Genomic DNA, 14,075 nt, shown 5'->3' on the forward strand with positions numbered 1-14,075 from the left:
ATGCTCCCGATCGATTTCACGACCCAGGAATCCTATGGACAAGCGCACCACTCACTTCGGTTATCAGGACGTTCCGGTCGAAGAAAAGGCCGCTCGTGTGGCCGATGTCTTCCATTCCGTAGCCTCTCGCTATGACCTGATGAACGACCTGATGTCCTTCGGCATCCACCGTCTGTGGAAGCGCATAACGCTTGAACGCGCAGGTGTCCGCCCGGGTCACAAGGTGCTCGATATCGCAGGCGGCACTGGTGATCTGGCACTCAAGTTTTCACGCCTGGTCGGTCCCGAAGGCAAGGTCGTACTGGCCGACATCAACGCCTCCATGCTGGGTGTCGGCCGGGATAAGCTGATCGACCATGGTGTCGGCGGCAATGTCGAATTTGTCCAGGCCAATGCCGAATGCCTGCCCTTCCCGGACAACACCTTTGATTGCATCACCATTGCCTTCGGCCTGCGCAACGTCACTGACAAGGACAAGGCCTTGGCTTCCATGGCGCGTATCCTCAAGCCAGGCGGCCGCCTGCTGGTGCTGGAGTTCTCCAAGCCTTCCAACCCGCTGCTGACCAAGGCCTACGACGAATACTCGTTCCGCTTGCTGCCGAAGATGGGGGAACTGGTTGCCGGAGACTCCGAGAGCTACCGCTACCTGGCTGAGTCCATCCGCATGCACCCTGACCAGAAGACACTCAAGGGCATGATGGAAAATGCCGGACTGGAACGTGTCGAATATACCAACCTCACAGGTGGTATCGTCGCATTGCACCGCGGTATCAAGCTGTGAGGACATGATGGCGTTGACCTCGACCCTGATGCTGGCCGGCATCGAGAAAACCTTGAATGCACTGCTGTCTCGAGACCCTGCAGCTCCAGCTCGCCTGTCGGCCCTGGCGGGCTCGCGCATCTTGTTGCGCCTAGAATCCCCCAGCTGCGCTCTGGTACTCGCCTATCATGCTCAAGGCATCGACCTGTTGCAGATAAAGGATATTGATGACATCGAGGAAGCGGATTTCGATGCCATCGTCGAACTCGACGCCGAAACCCTCGGGGCACTGGTTTCTGGCGAAGAAATGGAACGCCTGATGTTTTCCGGCAGGCTTGCCGTGCGCGGTAAAGTGCATTTGCTCGAGGCGACCCGCGACCTGATCCTCGATCTCGATCTTGACTGGGAAGCCCAACTGGCCAGTTGGCTTGGCGATGTCCCGGCCCACCAGTTGGCCGAGGGTCTGCGTGGCCTGGCACGCTGGGGATTGCGCACCCAACATGAGTTGCGCGCCGATGTATCGGAATATGTCTTCGAGGAAGCCCGTCTGCTGCCTGGACGTCACCAGTTTGAAGCCTTGCGCGACGCACTCACCGACCTGGAACTGGCAACCGACCGCACTGAAGCACGACTGGCTCGACTCCAACGTCTGCTGAGCACGGAGGCCGAACGTTCATGATCTTGCGGCCATTGCGCATTCTCTGGGTGATCACCCGTTATCGTCTCGATACGCTGCTGCCACTGGAAAGGTTTCCTTGGTGGCTGCGCCTGGTCTTCCAATGGTCCCCGCTCAAGGTTGTGCCTCTCGGTCAGCATTCACGGGGCGAACGATTGCGTCTGTCGCTGGAAGCGCTGGGTCCTATTTTCGTCAAGTTCGGTCAGATGCTCTCCACCCGGCGAGACCTTTTCCCTGATGACATCGCCAATGAGCTCAAGCGCCTGCAGGATCAGGTTCCCCCCTTTCCCGGAGAACAGGCCGAAGCCCTGATCGAAAGCCAATTAGGCATAACGTTGCAAGAGGCCTTTGCCGAATTTTCTCGTGAGCCCCTGGCATCAGCCTCCATCGCCCAGGTTCATGCTGCAGTATTGCCCACTGGAGAAGAGGTGGTAGTCAAGGTCATCCGACCTGGCATCGAGAAAGTGATGCGCCAGGACATGTCCTTGCTGTATCTGCTGGCACGCACGCTGCAACGCCTGCCAGAGGCTCGCCGTCTACATCCCGTGGAAGTCGTGCGTGATTATGAAGTCACCCTGTTCGATGAACTCGACCTGACCAAGGAAGCCGCCAACACCTCGCAACTCAAACGCAACTTTGCCAATTCGCCACTACTGTACGTTCCTGCCATCCACTGGGAACTGACCCGTCACCGCGTGATGGTGCAAGAGCGCATTCATGGCGTACCAGTGGCCGATATCGATGCCCTCAAGGCGCAGAATACCGATATGCGACGCCTGGCCGAGCGAGGCGTAGAAATCTTCTTTACCCAGGTGTTTCGCGATAATTTCTTCCATGCAGACATGCATCCAGGAAATATCTTCGTTTCCCGGGAGACCCCAAAAGACCCGCAATACATTGCCATCGACTGCGGTATCGTCGGCAGCCTGACCCGGGAAGATCAGGACTATCTGGCACGCAATCTGCTGGCATTCTTCCATCAGGATTACTATGAAGTCGCGGCATTGCATATCGAGTCCGGCTGGGTGGCAGAAGATACCCGAGCCAACGAGTTTGCCGCTGCAGTGCGTACCGTCTGCGAACCCATCCTGGAGAAACCGCTCAAGGACATCTCCTTTGGCCAGGTTCTGCTCGGCCTGTTCCAGACGGCTCGGCGTTTCAATATGGAAGTACAGCCCCAACTGGTATTGCTGCAAAAGACATTGCTCAATATCGAAGGATTGGGTCGCCAGCTGTATCCTGACCTGGACCTGTGGGCCACAGCCAAACCCTTCCTTGAACGCTGGATGAAAGAGCGTGCCGGTATCGGAGGCATGTGGGAATCCTTCAAGCGCCAGGCACCGGAGCTTACCCGTCAATTGCCTGAACTGCCGGTCTTGGCCCATCAGGCCCTTACCCAGCATGAGCGTCGTTCACGACACCTTGGCCAGCAGGCCGAGACACTCGACAAGCTACAGCGGCAGCTCAGTCGCCAGAGCAACCGTGTCCGCCGCACCCGGCTGGGACTGGGCCTGATTGCTCTGGCTCTGGCCTGGCAACCTCTGAGCCACTGGATGGGTCAACAGTCTCTGCCCATTCTTTTGGCTGCAGGTATCGGTGCAGTGCTGGTACTGTGGAACTGATGACCCTTTGCTAATTCCATGACATGGAACCTTAACCAATGAGCGATATTCTCGACCAACTTGACGCCGCCCTGGCAGATCGCCGCCACGCCGACCCAGAAACATCCTACGTGGCATCCTTGCATCACAAGGGGCTGAACAAGATACTCGAGAAAGTTGGCGAGGAAGCGGTCGAGACAGTGCTGGCGGCCAAGGACGCAGATGCCAGTGATCCCGCTTCGCATCAAGCCCTGGTCGCCGAAACTGCAGACCTGTGGTTTCATAGCCTTGTCATGCTATCGCACCTGGGGCTTGATCATCGCCAGGTGCTTGAGGAGTTGGCCAAGCGTTTTGGCGTTTCAGGGCACGAAGAGAAAGCCTCTCGGTCAAAGCGTTAAGGAAACCTTGAGTACATGCCGTATTTCCCGGGGCAGAGGCATTTCCCAGGGCAAAGCGGAACAACACACATAGAGGAAGCTTATTTATGTTAGGTGGTATCAGTATCTGGCAGTTGCTGATCGTTCTCGCCATCATCATCCTGATCTTCGGCACCAAGAAGCTCAAGAACATTGGTGGCGACCTGGGTGGTGCCGTCAAGGGCTTCAAGAAAGCGGTCAATGACGACGATGAGAACGGCAGCGAAACCTCCAAGCCGCAGGCCCAGGTGCGTCATGACGAGCCGTCCGACAGCACCAACACTTACGATGTCGAGGCCGAACGCAAGTCCGAATCCTCCGAAGAACGCAAGTAAGCCTGCATGTTCGATATCGGCTTCCTGGAACTCATGGTCATTGGCGTCGTGGGCCTGCTGGTACTGGGCCCAGAACGCCTGCCCAAGGCTGCCCGCACGGCCGGGCTGTGGGTTGGACGTATCAAGCGGTCAGTGGCAGGCATCCAGCGCGAGATCAATGCTCAGCTGGAAGCTGAGGAGCTGCGTCAGAAACTCAAGGAACAACAGCAGAAGCTCGATGACAGTGTCAGCAAGGTGAAGCGCGATGTAGAGTCCATCGCTGACGACCCGTCATCCGATGCTTCACAGAGCAGCACGTCTGAGTCTCCTCGCGCCAAGGCAGATACGCTTGCCAAGGCAGCTGATGAGACGGTTACGCAAGCTGCTTCAGCCGACGATACCGCTTCGCGCAACACAGCATCCTCGGAGACAAGCGCTTCCGACAGTTCGTCTGCCTTGACAGCACAGCCCGATGATAAGGATTCCGCCACGCGATGAGTCAGACCGGTGACACTCCCCCACCTTCTTCATCCGAGGAGGGGCACGCCCCGCTAATCGAGCACCTGGTAGAGCTGCGTTCCAGGCTGATGCGCGCAGTCATTGCCATCCTGGTGATCTTCCTGGCGCTATATGCTTTCTCCAACGATATCTATCAATTCGTTGCCGACCCATTGATGGCCCTTCTGCCGGAAGGTTCATCGATGATCGCAACAGAAGTTGCATCTCCCTTCCTGGCCCCGTTCAAGCTGACCCTGGTGGTGGCCGTCTTCATCGCCATGCCTTTCGTATTGCATCAAGCCTGGGCATTTGTCGCCCCGGGGTTGTATGAAAACGAAAAAGCTCTGGCACTACCGCTATTGGCATCCAGCGTCGTGTTGTTCTATCTCGGGGCGGCCTTTGCCTATTACGTGGTATTCCCATTGCTGTTTGCGTTCTTTACCCAGGCCGGGCCTGAGAACGTCACGGTGATGACGGACATCAATCAGTACCTGAACTTCGTGCTGAAGCTGTTCTTTGCCTTTGGTATTGCCTTTGAAATCCCCATTGCCACTTTTCTGCTGATTCTGAGCGGAGCCGCCAGCGTTGCCAGCCTCAGCGCCAAGCGCCCCTATATTCTGCTGGGATGCTTTGTGATCGGCATGCTGATGACACCACCGGATGTGGTCTCACAGAGCCTGTTGGCCATTCCCATGTACCTGCTCTACGAAGTCGGGCTGCTCGCGGGAAGGCTGGTCAAGAAACGCCGTCAGCCCGATGACGGGGAAGAGACAGAAGAGTAGCTCTGTCGGAGAAGAACGCTCTCGGCAATCTCGCCATCGCCGCCCCATGAGGCGGCGATGGCGTTTTTACCTGGCAGTGCGCTTTTTCCTACCGGTACACTTTTAGCTTTTGTGCAGGGTCAGGCGCGCAGGACGTATTGCAGGATCTGCACAACCTGTGCCGGTGTCTTCGCCCAAGCCTGCGCCTCCGCATCGACCTCCTTGAGCGGGTGCACGATATCCTCGTCGTGCAGGGTCACATAGGGTTTACCCAGCGCAGCGCAATAGCCGGCGTCAAACGCCGCATTCCATTGCTTGTACTTGTCACCGAAACGCACCACCACCATGTCACTCTGCTCAATCAAGGTACGCGTCCGGATGGAATTGACCCTGGACGAGCGCTGATCGCGCCAGAAGCCTTGAAGCTCTTCACCTAGATGGTCTCCGGCAGCATCACTGGCATCATGGTCTGTCACCGGGGAAGTAAATATCACATCGAGGCCTGCCGCCTCGGCACCACGACGAATTTCTTCACGCCAGTCAGAATGGATCTCGCCTGAAAGGTAAACGTGGAAGCTCATTGATCTCTCCTCATTGTCAGGGTCTGGATGACGTGACATTTTACGCCAGCCTTTTTTGTATACAAATATTGGACCACAATGAATACCGCAGCATCGCAATGCAGATGCAGGAAGTGGTGGCTGTCGTGTGATCGTGCAGACAAAAGAGCCCGGCACATGGCCGGGCTCCAACCATCCAAGCCCCCCTTACATCTTGATATCGGCCATCTCACTGATACGCTCGACCAGCTTGAAGATACCTTCGGCAGCCTCACTGATACTGTTGGCGACCATATAAGCCGGTGTCGTCACGATGCGATGCTCGAAATCGACGACAATGTCATCTACCGGACAGGTACGATGCAGTCCTCCCATGGCACTGATGGCACCTGCCACCGCAGGATCGTTACCAATGGTCACGGCAATGCCAGCTCCGAACAGGCGCGGTACCAGAACAGGGGCAATGCAGATCAGGCCAATCGGCTTGCGTGCGTCATGGAACTCGCTCAGCACCTCGCGCAGCACTTCATTGATGACCATCTGCGAGCCAGCTTCAGCGAAATCGGACAGATTCTTGGCCACACCAAAACCGCCGGGCACGATAACCGCATCAAAGTCGGAAGCCGACAGCTCATCAAGAGGAGAAATTTCACCACGAGCCACACGTGCAGCTTCTACCAGCACATTACGGGTTTCGCTGGTAGCTTCCCCACGCCAATGGTCAACGACCTCATGCTGAGGAATATCCGGGGCAAAGCAGCGATACTTGATGCCAAGTTGATCCAGACGCAGCAAGGTCAGAGTCGTCTCATAGATCTCCGAGCCATCCTGTACTCCGCTTCCCGCCAGAACGATGGCAACCTTTTTACTCATGTCTCTCTCCTTGGATGGATGCAGCGACAGTACACCAGGACGACGCTCGTCCGCCCCAGCATACGACGCGGGCAAAACAGCCTCTACTCTAGAGAGTCCCCCGAAGGGCGACAACTGTCTTCCTCCGTTTGCTTTCTCCCCCTTGTCTTTCGGACAGGCAAATACAAGGAATATACTCATTAGTTGTCACGCCACTGTCATATAACGTCACCAAAATTACCTGTGGCGGAATACTTTTATCCTTATGGAGCATGAACTTGAGTGTCATCATTCCCCGCCAGTTTCCGAATACGCGCCTCCGGCGCATGCGTCGCGACGATTTCTCTCGTCGCCTGATGCGCGAACACACCCTGACACCCGCCGATCTGATCTGGCCGGTCTTCATCCTTGAAGGTGAGAATCAGCGGGAAACGGTGCCATCCATGCCGGGCGTTGAGCGTATGTCGCTTGATGTGCTGATGGAGGAAGCCCGAGAGGCCCATGAGCTGGGGATCCCGGCCATCGCACTGTTCCCTGTGGTCAACAGCGACAGGAAAAGCGAATTGGCGGAAGAAGCCTATAACGCTTCCGGTCTGGTACAACGTGCTGTTCGCGCGCTCAAGAGCGCAGTGCCCGAGCTTGGCATCATCACTGATGTGGCTCTGGATCCTTATACCCGCCACGGCCAGGATGGCATTCTCGATGATACGGGTTATGTCACCAACGACCGTACCGTGGAAACACTGATCAAGCAGGCGCTATCCCACGCTGAAGCTGGCGCCGATGTGGTCGCTCCTTCAGATATGATGGATGGGCGCATTGGAGCCATCCGCCAGGTGCTGGAACAGGAAGGCCTGCACAACACACGAATCATGGCATACAGCGCCAAATATGCCTCTTGCTACTACGGCCCCTTCCGGGATGCCGTGGGGTCAGCAGGCAATCTGGGCAAGGCCGACAAGTCGACATATCAGATGGACCCTGCCAATGGTGACGAAGCACTGCAGGAAGTCGCCATGGATATTGCGGAAGGCGCCGACATGGTGATGATCAAGCCGGGGATGCCTTACCTGGATGTGGTGCGCCGCGTGAAAGACGAGCTGCAGGTACCGACTTTCGCCTATCAGGTCAGTGGTGAGTATGCCATGCACATGGCTGCCTTCGACAACGGCTGGCTGGATGCAAACAGTACCATTCTCGAGTCACTGATGTGCTTCAAGCGCGCTGGCGCCGACGGCGTGCTGACATATTTTGCCAAACGTGCTGCGCGCCTGCTGGCGCAGTAGATCAGCACCGTGACCGCCGCTTCAGTCAATGCATGTGCGGCGCTCCGGGGAGGGATGGCGCCCTTCCATTATCTGCAACTGACGAGGTAAGACCATGGAAGATGCCCAGGACCGCTCCTCCGAATCCGCTGTCCAGAACAAGCCTGACAGCACCATTGGCACAGTAAGCACCACTCCTGACAGTTCGGTGGATGCTCCCGCTCCCCGGCTCAATCACACCCGTACCGGCATCCGCCCCAAGGGCCCTATCGACCAGGAAACGGACCTCAGCGATCCAAGTCTTTACTTCAACCGTGAGCTTTCGCATCTGCAGTTCAACATCCGTGTGCTCGAACAGGCCCTGGATGAAGCGCATCCTCTGCTCAACCGCCTGATGTTCCTGCTGATCTTTTCTTCGAACATGGATGAGTTCTTCGAGATTCGCGTTGCTGGACTGAAAAGCCAGATCGCCATGGGAGATGACACCACTGGCGCCGACGGCCGCCGCCCTCAATCCGTACTCGAAGAAGTTTCACGCATCGCCCACGAACAGGTCGAACGCCAGTACCACATTCTCAATGACACGCTGATCCCGGCCATGGAAGCTCAAGGTATTCGCTTCCGTCGTCGTGGCCACTGGACCAAGGAGCAGCGAGCCTGGGTTCATGATTACTTCGTCAGGGAAATCGTGCCAGTAGTCAGCCCCATCGGCCTGGACCCATCACACCCGTTCCCGCGCCTGGTCAACAAGAGCCTCAACTTCATCGTCGCGCTGGAAGGCAAGGATGCCTTTGGCCGCGAAGGCGGCCTGGCCATCTTGCCCGCACCTCGCTCACTGCCACGCTTGATCGCGCTCCCCCAGGAGCTGTGCGAAGAAGGCTTCGTCGAATACGTGTTCCTGTCATCGATGATTCATGCGCATGCCGACGAAGTGTTTCCCGGCATGAAAGTCAAAGGATGCTATCAGTTCCGGGTCACCCGCAATGCCGACATGACGGTAGATCCAGAAGAAGTCTCCGATCTGGCTTCAGCCTTGCGCGGCGAACTGTTGGCCCGACGCTACGGCAGTGGTGTACGCCTGGAAGTGGCCGATAATTGCCCGGAAGAACTCTCCGACTTCCTGATCAAGCAGTTCCAGCTTGTACCCAATGACCTGTATCGCGTCCAGGGCCCCGTCAACCTGACTCGCATGATGTCCATGCTGGGAGATCTTGACCGCCCAGACCTGATGTATCGGTCCTTCACGCCAGGCCTGCCCAAGACAGCCAAGAAGTCGGATAGCCTGCTGCAGGCCATGCAGGAAGGCGATATTCTTCTCCACCATCCTTTCCAGGCCTTTTCCCCGGTCGAGGAACTCTTGCGTGAAGCGGCCCGCGACCCAGACGTGCTGGCCATCAAGCAGACGCTGTACCGCACCGGTGCCGACTCACCCATTGTCAATGCACTGGTGGAAGCTGCCAGTAATGGCAAGGAAGTCACCGTTGTCATCGAACTGCGCGCACGCTTCGATGAGGCTGACAACCTAGCACTGGCATCGCGTCTCCAGGAGGCGGGGGCCATCGTCATATACGGCGTCATGGCCTACAAGACTCACGCCAAGATGATGCATATCGTAAGGCGCGAGAAAGGCCAGTTACGCCATTATGCGCATCTGGGCACCGGTAATTACCATTCCAAGACCGCCAAGCTGTACACCGACTACAGCCTGCTGACGGCCAATCCCAAGCTGTGCTCTGATGTGCACAAGGTCTTCCAGCAGTTGTCTGGCATGGGCCGGGCCCGTGAGATCGAGCTTCTGTTGCATGCTCCCTTCACCTTGCACGACCGCATGGTGGCAATGATCGACCGGGAAGCCGACCTGGCTCGCAAGGGCAAGCGTGCCCATATCATCATCAAGTGCAATTCCTTGACCGAGCCCAAGCTGATTCGAGCCTTGTACCGTGCCTCCCAGGCCGGTGTGGAGTGCGACCTGATCATCCGCGGCATGTGCTGCCTGCGCCCTGGCCTGCCGGATATCTCGGAGAACATCCGCGTACGTTCCATTGTCGGTCGTTTCCTCGAGCATACCCGGGTCTTTCATTTCCATAATGACGGTGACCTGGAAACCTGGTGCTCCAGCGCCGACTTCATGGCGCGCAACATGTTCCACCGTGTCGAAACTTGCTTCCCGCTGCTGGACAAGAAGATTGCTGCCCGGGTACGCAAGGACCTGGAAACCTATCTGGTCGACAATTGCCAATCCTGGTTGCTGCAGAGCGACGGCAGTTACACCAAGCAAGAACCAGGTGATTCCGACCCGATCAGTGCCCAGGAAACCATGCTCTACGCTTACGCTGCCCGAGCCTGACTCAAGGTCCAGATAGACAGCACCACAGGCCCCTCGGAAAACACTCAGGTACCTGTCGTGTTTCTATACCCGTGGCATACGACAGACTCTCGCATGATGAGGAGTCTAGGCTTCACACTGACGAGAACTCGCATTAGCGTGTGATGATGTCTTTCTTGCCGACACCCTTGAGAAAACGTGATGGAGCCAGTGCGGCCGCAAAGCCGGGGAGTGCCTCCCCTGCTACCGTGGCAGCAACAAGCTCTCCGGTCAGCGCCGAAAGAGTGACGCCCAGATGGCCATGTCCATAGGCTAGACACAACCCCGGCATGCCTGACACATGTCCGACCACCGGCAGGCCATCCGGACTCGAATGTCTCACTCCTAACCATTGGCTGGAGGGCATCAGTACGCGCCCGAACAATTCCTCTCCCCAATTCTTCAGATGATGCCAGCGTCGAGTATCTGGTACCTGTTTCGGAGCACAGAACTCTGTGGTACCCGCCAGACGCACACCATTGGCCATCGGGGTTGCATAGAAGTGATGTGCCAGCCAGCCAACTGGACGCACTAATTCAAGCGATGTTGACAATGCAAGGTGATATCCGCGTTCACTGATGACAGGCAGCACTATACCAAGTGACTCGAGCAAGCGATTGTTGGCAAGCCCTGCACACAGCACCACCGCATCGAAGCGGGTTGTCTCCTGTCCATGCTCCAGCAGCCACCCACCACCTTGCCGTGGACGCAGGTGTTCAACATGGTCGTTGATACGCTGGACGCCCTGCCTTGCCAGCTGTGTCCACAAGCGCTGGCATACCGCTTGCGGATCCCGCAGAAAGCGGCTGCCAGGAAAGTAAAGCCCACCCAGCAGACCAGCATCATTCAGCTCCGGCTCCAGAGCCTGTACATCAGCAGCGCCCAAGGCCTCACAACGGATTCCTTCAGCCTGCTTGCTGTTTGCCATTTCAGACAACCGAGCTGCCATCCTGGTATCACTGCGAATCACCTGCAGGCAGCCACTATCACTCCACAGAGAAGGCTCATCGAGACTATCAAGCAACTCGTGCTGGGCTTCGACAGCGTGCTCCAGCAACACATTGAGATCCCGATAATGGCGCTGGAACCTTGACGCTGTCGCAGCCCGCATGAAGCGTACGGAAAACCCCGCCATTGACAAGGTATAACGCGGATCGATGCTGATGGATGGCGTATTATTGAAGATCTGCCCCGGCAACTGCTTCAGTGTCTGCCAGCTTGCCAGAGGGCTGTTGGCATAACCGGCTATCAAGCCGGCATTGCCATACGATGCTCCTTCACCTGGCGCTTGCCGGTCGATAAGCGTTACCTCAAGGCCTTTTGCCCTTAGTGCTCGACAGCTTGCAAGACCAATGATGCCAGCCCCGATGACAGCGATGGATGCCATGACTGCTTCCTTGTTTGATGACCAGAAGGGAAATGCGCATCAGGCTTTCAACACTCGCAAGGCTAGTGCCTCAACCAGGTTTCGGGCCATCTGCAGAAATTGCTCCACTGCGACAATAGAAGCGCCAGGAAGCAATACCGACCCCGACAGCAGCAAGCAGACTGATCAGGGAAGCGGCATAGATGCTGAAGCTATAGAGTCCCATGGTGATACCCTCCTCAAGCTTGTGTATTCACTGAACTGCCCGGCACACGCCGACACAGGCAGTAAACCGAAACGAAAACACCGATATTGGCCAATACACCAGCGACCAGACTGCTGATGCCTGTCATGTCCTGCACAGCGAAAGGCCCCCACTCCCAGAACCCGGTCACGATGGCACCAGCCAGCATGGCGGCGACGGCAGAGCGAGAACAACGTAGATCCAGCATCACAGCCAGTACGAACGGCACCAGGATAGTCGGAGCCCAGAGCGTATAACTAAGCAATAGCGCATCAACGATTGAGGTGGCGTACAGAGCAAAGATGACAGCACCGATGCCAATCAGCAGATTGACCACACGTTCAATCCACAGCTTTTTGCGGTCGCTGACATTCGGGTTGATGAAAGGCTTGTAAATATCACTGACGAAACTGACCGCCGCCGAATTCAGGTAGGAGTCGGCTGTCGACATCACCACGGCAAGCAGTGATGCCAGCACCAATCCCGTCAAGCCGACAGGCAGGGCATCACGAATCAGCGTAGGCACTGCAAAGTCAGGGATAATGCCAGGATACTGCAGGACGGCAACCAGCCCGATCGTGGCGCTGATAAAGTAAAATACCAAGCCAAAACCACCTGCGACGGTATACCCGATGCGTGCATGACGGGCATCAGGAGCGGATAGCGCCCGTTGGGTATAAGGCGGTACCAGTGTTTCACCAAGCAGGAAAGCCAGGAAAATGCTAGCGAAGGCACTCACCGAGTAGTTGCCCATGATGGAAAAGTGCGTCTCCGGCAGCGCAGCTACAAGCGCTTCTGTGCCTCCAACCTGATGTACCCCGATCATCATCGTAAGCGGCAGGAACACTGCCAGCATCAGGAACTGGATAACGTCCGTCTGGATCACTGCCCACATGCCGCCAATGGTCGAATAGAGCAGTACCACTCCCATGCCAATGATAATGCCAGTAGCCGTATCAATACCCACGATGGCATGAAAGACAGTCCCTACGGCAAGCGCCTGAGCACCAAGAATCCCAATACAGAAAACCACTGAAAACACACCGGTTGCCAGGCGTGCAGTTGGCCCAAAATGGTGGGCCATGATGTCGCCAACTGTATGTGCATTGGCATAACGCTTGCCCCATCGAGGCTCCGCCACCAAGAAAGGAGGCCGCCAGCGTGGCAAACAATACTGGCCAGATAATTCGATTGCCAGCGACAGCAAAGTCAGCGCTACCGGAGACTCTTTTAGCACTGCGATATCCTACAAGAATCAGGATGATGAAATACGTGACAAGACCCAGGAGGTCGAAAGGATGCATTGCGGTACCCTCTTTGTAGACATTATTGGGTGCCTTCAGGATCATTTTCTCTGGACATAAACACAACTTAGACATATTTATGTATTTATAAATTCAATCTATACGTATCACTGATGAAGATTCGCCACCACCTGCGTCAACTGCAGATCTTTCAGGAAGTCGTGCGTGCCGGCAGCCTCACAAAGGCGGCCCGCCGTCTCGAATTGAGCCAACCGGCAGTAAGTGCTGCCATCGCCAATCTCGAGCAGGAGGTCGGCTTTCTGCTCTTCCGGCGTAATCACTATGGCACCGAGCTGACGCTCGAAGCCGAATATCTGGCGGAAGGGGTGGAGCGTGTGCTCACCTCACTCAAGCACCTCGGAGAACTCAGTGACGGGCTACGTCAGGGGCGAGCCGGTAAGCTACTGGTTGGCTGCAAGCCAGGCATGTCGCTGAGTGTCATGCCTCGGATCATGGCTGACTATCTTAGCGACTATCCTGATAGTCAGTTGTCCCTGCAAACCTTCAGCTCACTGCACATTCGAGATGCAGTGTCCGAAGGACAGTTTGATGTCGGTGTGATCGAGATTCAGGATGACATGCATGCACTCGATGTTACCCGCTATGGTATACGGCTCTATCTTGTACTGCCCGAGAATAGTCCTCTCATCGGTCATGAAACAGTCACCGCTGAAGACTTGAATGGACTGCCATTCATCTGTCTCGACGAACATCATCAGAGCACCATCAAGCTGCGCAATGTCATGCGCGCGGCAGGAGTGAATGTGCATGTCGTGGTCTCAACACACCTGTTTCCGTCGGCCATCGGACTTTCCAACCAAGGGATTGGCCACACTCTCGTCGATGCCCTGACGGCAGAGCAATTCATGACACGCCGAGACAGTAGAATCACTGTAGTGCCCTTTGAGCCATCGATTGATCTCGATATTGCAGTGGTGACATCGCGCTACCATTCACCATCTAGGCAGTGCCAGGGGTTTCTGCCCTATCTGCATGCCAGCATTGAAGCGTGCCAGCGGCATTCACAACAGTTCGGTGCTCGCACTTCTGCCGGCCCATGACGAGCTATTACAGCGAAGTATCGATCCTTCCG

The 14,075-nt window shown here is 56.4% G+C and carries 15 protein-coding genes; 10 read left to right on the forward strand and 5 right to left on the reverse strand.

The window, feature by feature from the left end; translation table 11 throughout:
• Positions 1–34: 34 nt before the first annotated feature.
• The 7 genes from ubiE to tatC all read left to right on the forward strand — a co-directional run bounded on the left by ubiE (position 35) and on the right by tatC (position 5,047).
• On the forward strand, positions 35–781 hold the full coding sequence (gene ubiE / locus Q1K07_RS14005; protein WP_300311976.1) for a bifunctional demethylmenaquinone methyltransferase/2-methoxy-6-polyprenyl-1,4-benzoquinol methylase UbiE: 747 nt from the start codon (positions 35–37) through the stop codon (positions 779–781).
• A gap of 7 nt (positions 782–788) precedes the next feature.
• Positions 789–1,439: an SCP2 sterol-binding domain-containing protein gene (locus Q1K07_RS14010; RefSeq protein ID WP_300312122.1), complete on the forward strand. Its 651-nt coding sequence runs from the start codon at positions 789–791 to the stop codon at positions 1,437–1,439.
• A complete protein-coding gene (gene ubiB / locus Q1K07_RS14015) occupies positions 1,436–3,058 on the forward strand; it encodes a ubiquinone biosynthesis regulatory protein kinase UbiB (RefSeq protein WP_300311979.1) in 1,623 nt (540 codons plus the stop codon). Before Q1K07_RS14010 ends, ubiB begins: the two co-directional genes overlap by 4 nt.
• A 38-nt stretch (positions 3,059–3,096) precedes the next feature.
• Positions 3,097–3,435, forward strand: a complete 339-nt coding sequence (locus Q1K07_RS14020; RefSeq protein ID WP_149283451.1) for a phosphoribosyl-ATP diphosphatase — start codon at positions 3,097–3,099, stop codon at positions 3,433–3,435.
• A gap of 86 nt (positions 3,436–3,521) precedes the next feature.
• Complete coding sequence (gene tatA / locus Q1K07_RS14025; protein ID WP_149283449.1) at positions 3,522–3,788, forward strand: Sec-independent protein translocase subunit TatA; 267 nt, start codon at positions 3,522–3,524, stop codon at positions 3,786–3,788.
• 6 nt (positions 3,789–3,794) lie between these two features.
• Complete coding sequence (gene tatB / locus Q1K07_RS14030; protein ID WP_300311985.1) at positions 3,795–4,265, forward strand: Sec-independent protein translocase protein TatB; 471 nt, start codon at positions 3,795–3,797, stop codon at positions 4,263–4,265.
• Complete coding sequence (tatC, locus tag Q1K07_RS14035) at positions 4,262–5,047, forward strand: twin-arginine translocase subunit TatC (protein WP_300311988.1); 786 nt, start codon at positions 4,262–4,264, stop codon at positions 5,045–5,047. The genes tatB and tatC overlap by 4 nt, the downstream gene beginning before the upstream one ends.
• A 119-nt stretch (positions 5,048–5,166) precedes the next feature.
• Here tatC and Q1K07_RS14040 read toward each other — a convergent pair whose 3' ends face one another.
• Positions 5,167–5,607, reverse strand: coding sequence for a YtoQ family protein (locus Q1K07_RS14040; protein WP_300311991.1), 441 nt, complete (start codon positions 5,605–5,607; stop codon positions 5,167–5,169).
• A 186-nt stretch (positions 5,608–5,793) separates the two neighbouring features.
• On the reverse strand, positions 5,794–6,459 hold the full coding sequence (elbB, locus tag Q1K07_RS14045) for an isoprenoid biosynthesis glyoxalase ElbB (protein WP_300311994.1): 666 nt from the start codon (positions 6,457–6,459) through the stop codon (positions 5,794–5,796).
• Between the two features lie 251 nt (positions 6,460–6,710).
• On the opposite strand from elbB, the gene hemB reads away from it, so the two are divergent.
• Positions 6,711–7,724 (forward strand): porphobilinogen synthase, encoded by a 1,014-nt coding sequence (gene hemB / locus Q1K07_RS14050; protein ID WP_300311997.1) that lies wholly within the window; start codon positions 6,711–6,713, stop codon positions 7,722–7,724.
• Positions 7,725–7,818: 94 nt separating this feature from the next.
• Positions 7,819–10,050 (forward strand): polyphosphate kinase 1, encoded by a 2,232-nt coding sequence (gene ppk1, locus Q1K07_RS14055; RefSeq protein WP_300312000.1) that lies wholly within the window; start codon positions 7,819–7,821, stop codon positions 10,048–10,050.
• A 133-nt stretch (positions 10,051–10,183) separates the two neighbouring features.
• Here the strand turns inward: ppk1 and Q1K07_RS14060 are convergent, their stop codons facing one another.
• From Q1K07_RS14060 to Q1K07_RS14070, 3 genes are all read right to left on the reverse strand, one after another.
• On the reverse strand, positions 10,184–11,455 hold the full coding sequence (locus tag Q1K07_RS14060) for an FAD-dependent oxidoreductase (RefSeq protein ID WP_300312003.1): 1,272 nt from the start codon (positions 11,453–11,455) through the stop codon (positions 10,184–10,186).
• Between the two features lie 70 nt (positions 11,456–11,525).
• Positions 11,526–11,660 (reverse strand): hypothetical protein, encoded by a 135-nt coding sequence (locus tag Q1K07_RS14065; RefSeq protein ID WP_300312006.1) that lies wholly within the window; start codon positions 11,658–11,660, stop codon positions 11,526–11,528.
• Positions 11,661–11,673: 13 nt separating this feature from the next.
• Positions 11,674–12,915: a sodium:solute symporter family protein gene (locus Q1K07_RS14070; protein ID WP_366945078.1), complete on the reverse strand. Its 1,242-nt coding sequence runs from the start codon at positions 12,913–12,915 to the stop codon at positions 11,674–11,676.
• A gap of 180 nt (positions 12,916–13,095) precedes the next feature.
• Between Q1K07_RS14070 and Q1K07_RS14075 the strand changes: the two genes are divergently transcribed.
• A complete protein-coding gene (locus tag Q1K07_RS14075) occupies positions 13,096–14,043 on the forward strand; it encodes a LysR family transcriptional regulator (RefSeq protein WP_300312009.1) in 948 nt (315 codons plus the stop codon).
• Positions 14,044–14,075: the final 32 nt, after the last annotated feature.

This window comes from Halomonas sp. (genome assembly GCF_029263665.1).
In the GTDB taxonomy this organism is placed as follows: domain Bacteria; phylum Pseudomonadota; class Gammaproteobacteria; order Pseudomonadales; family Halomonadaceae; genus Halomonas.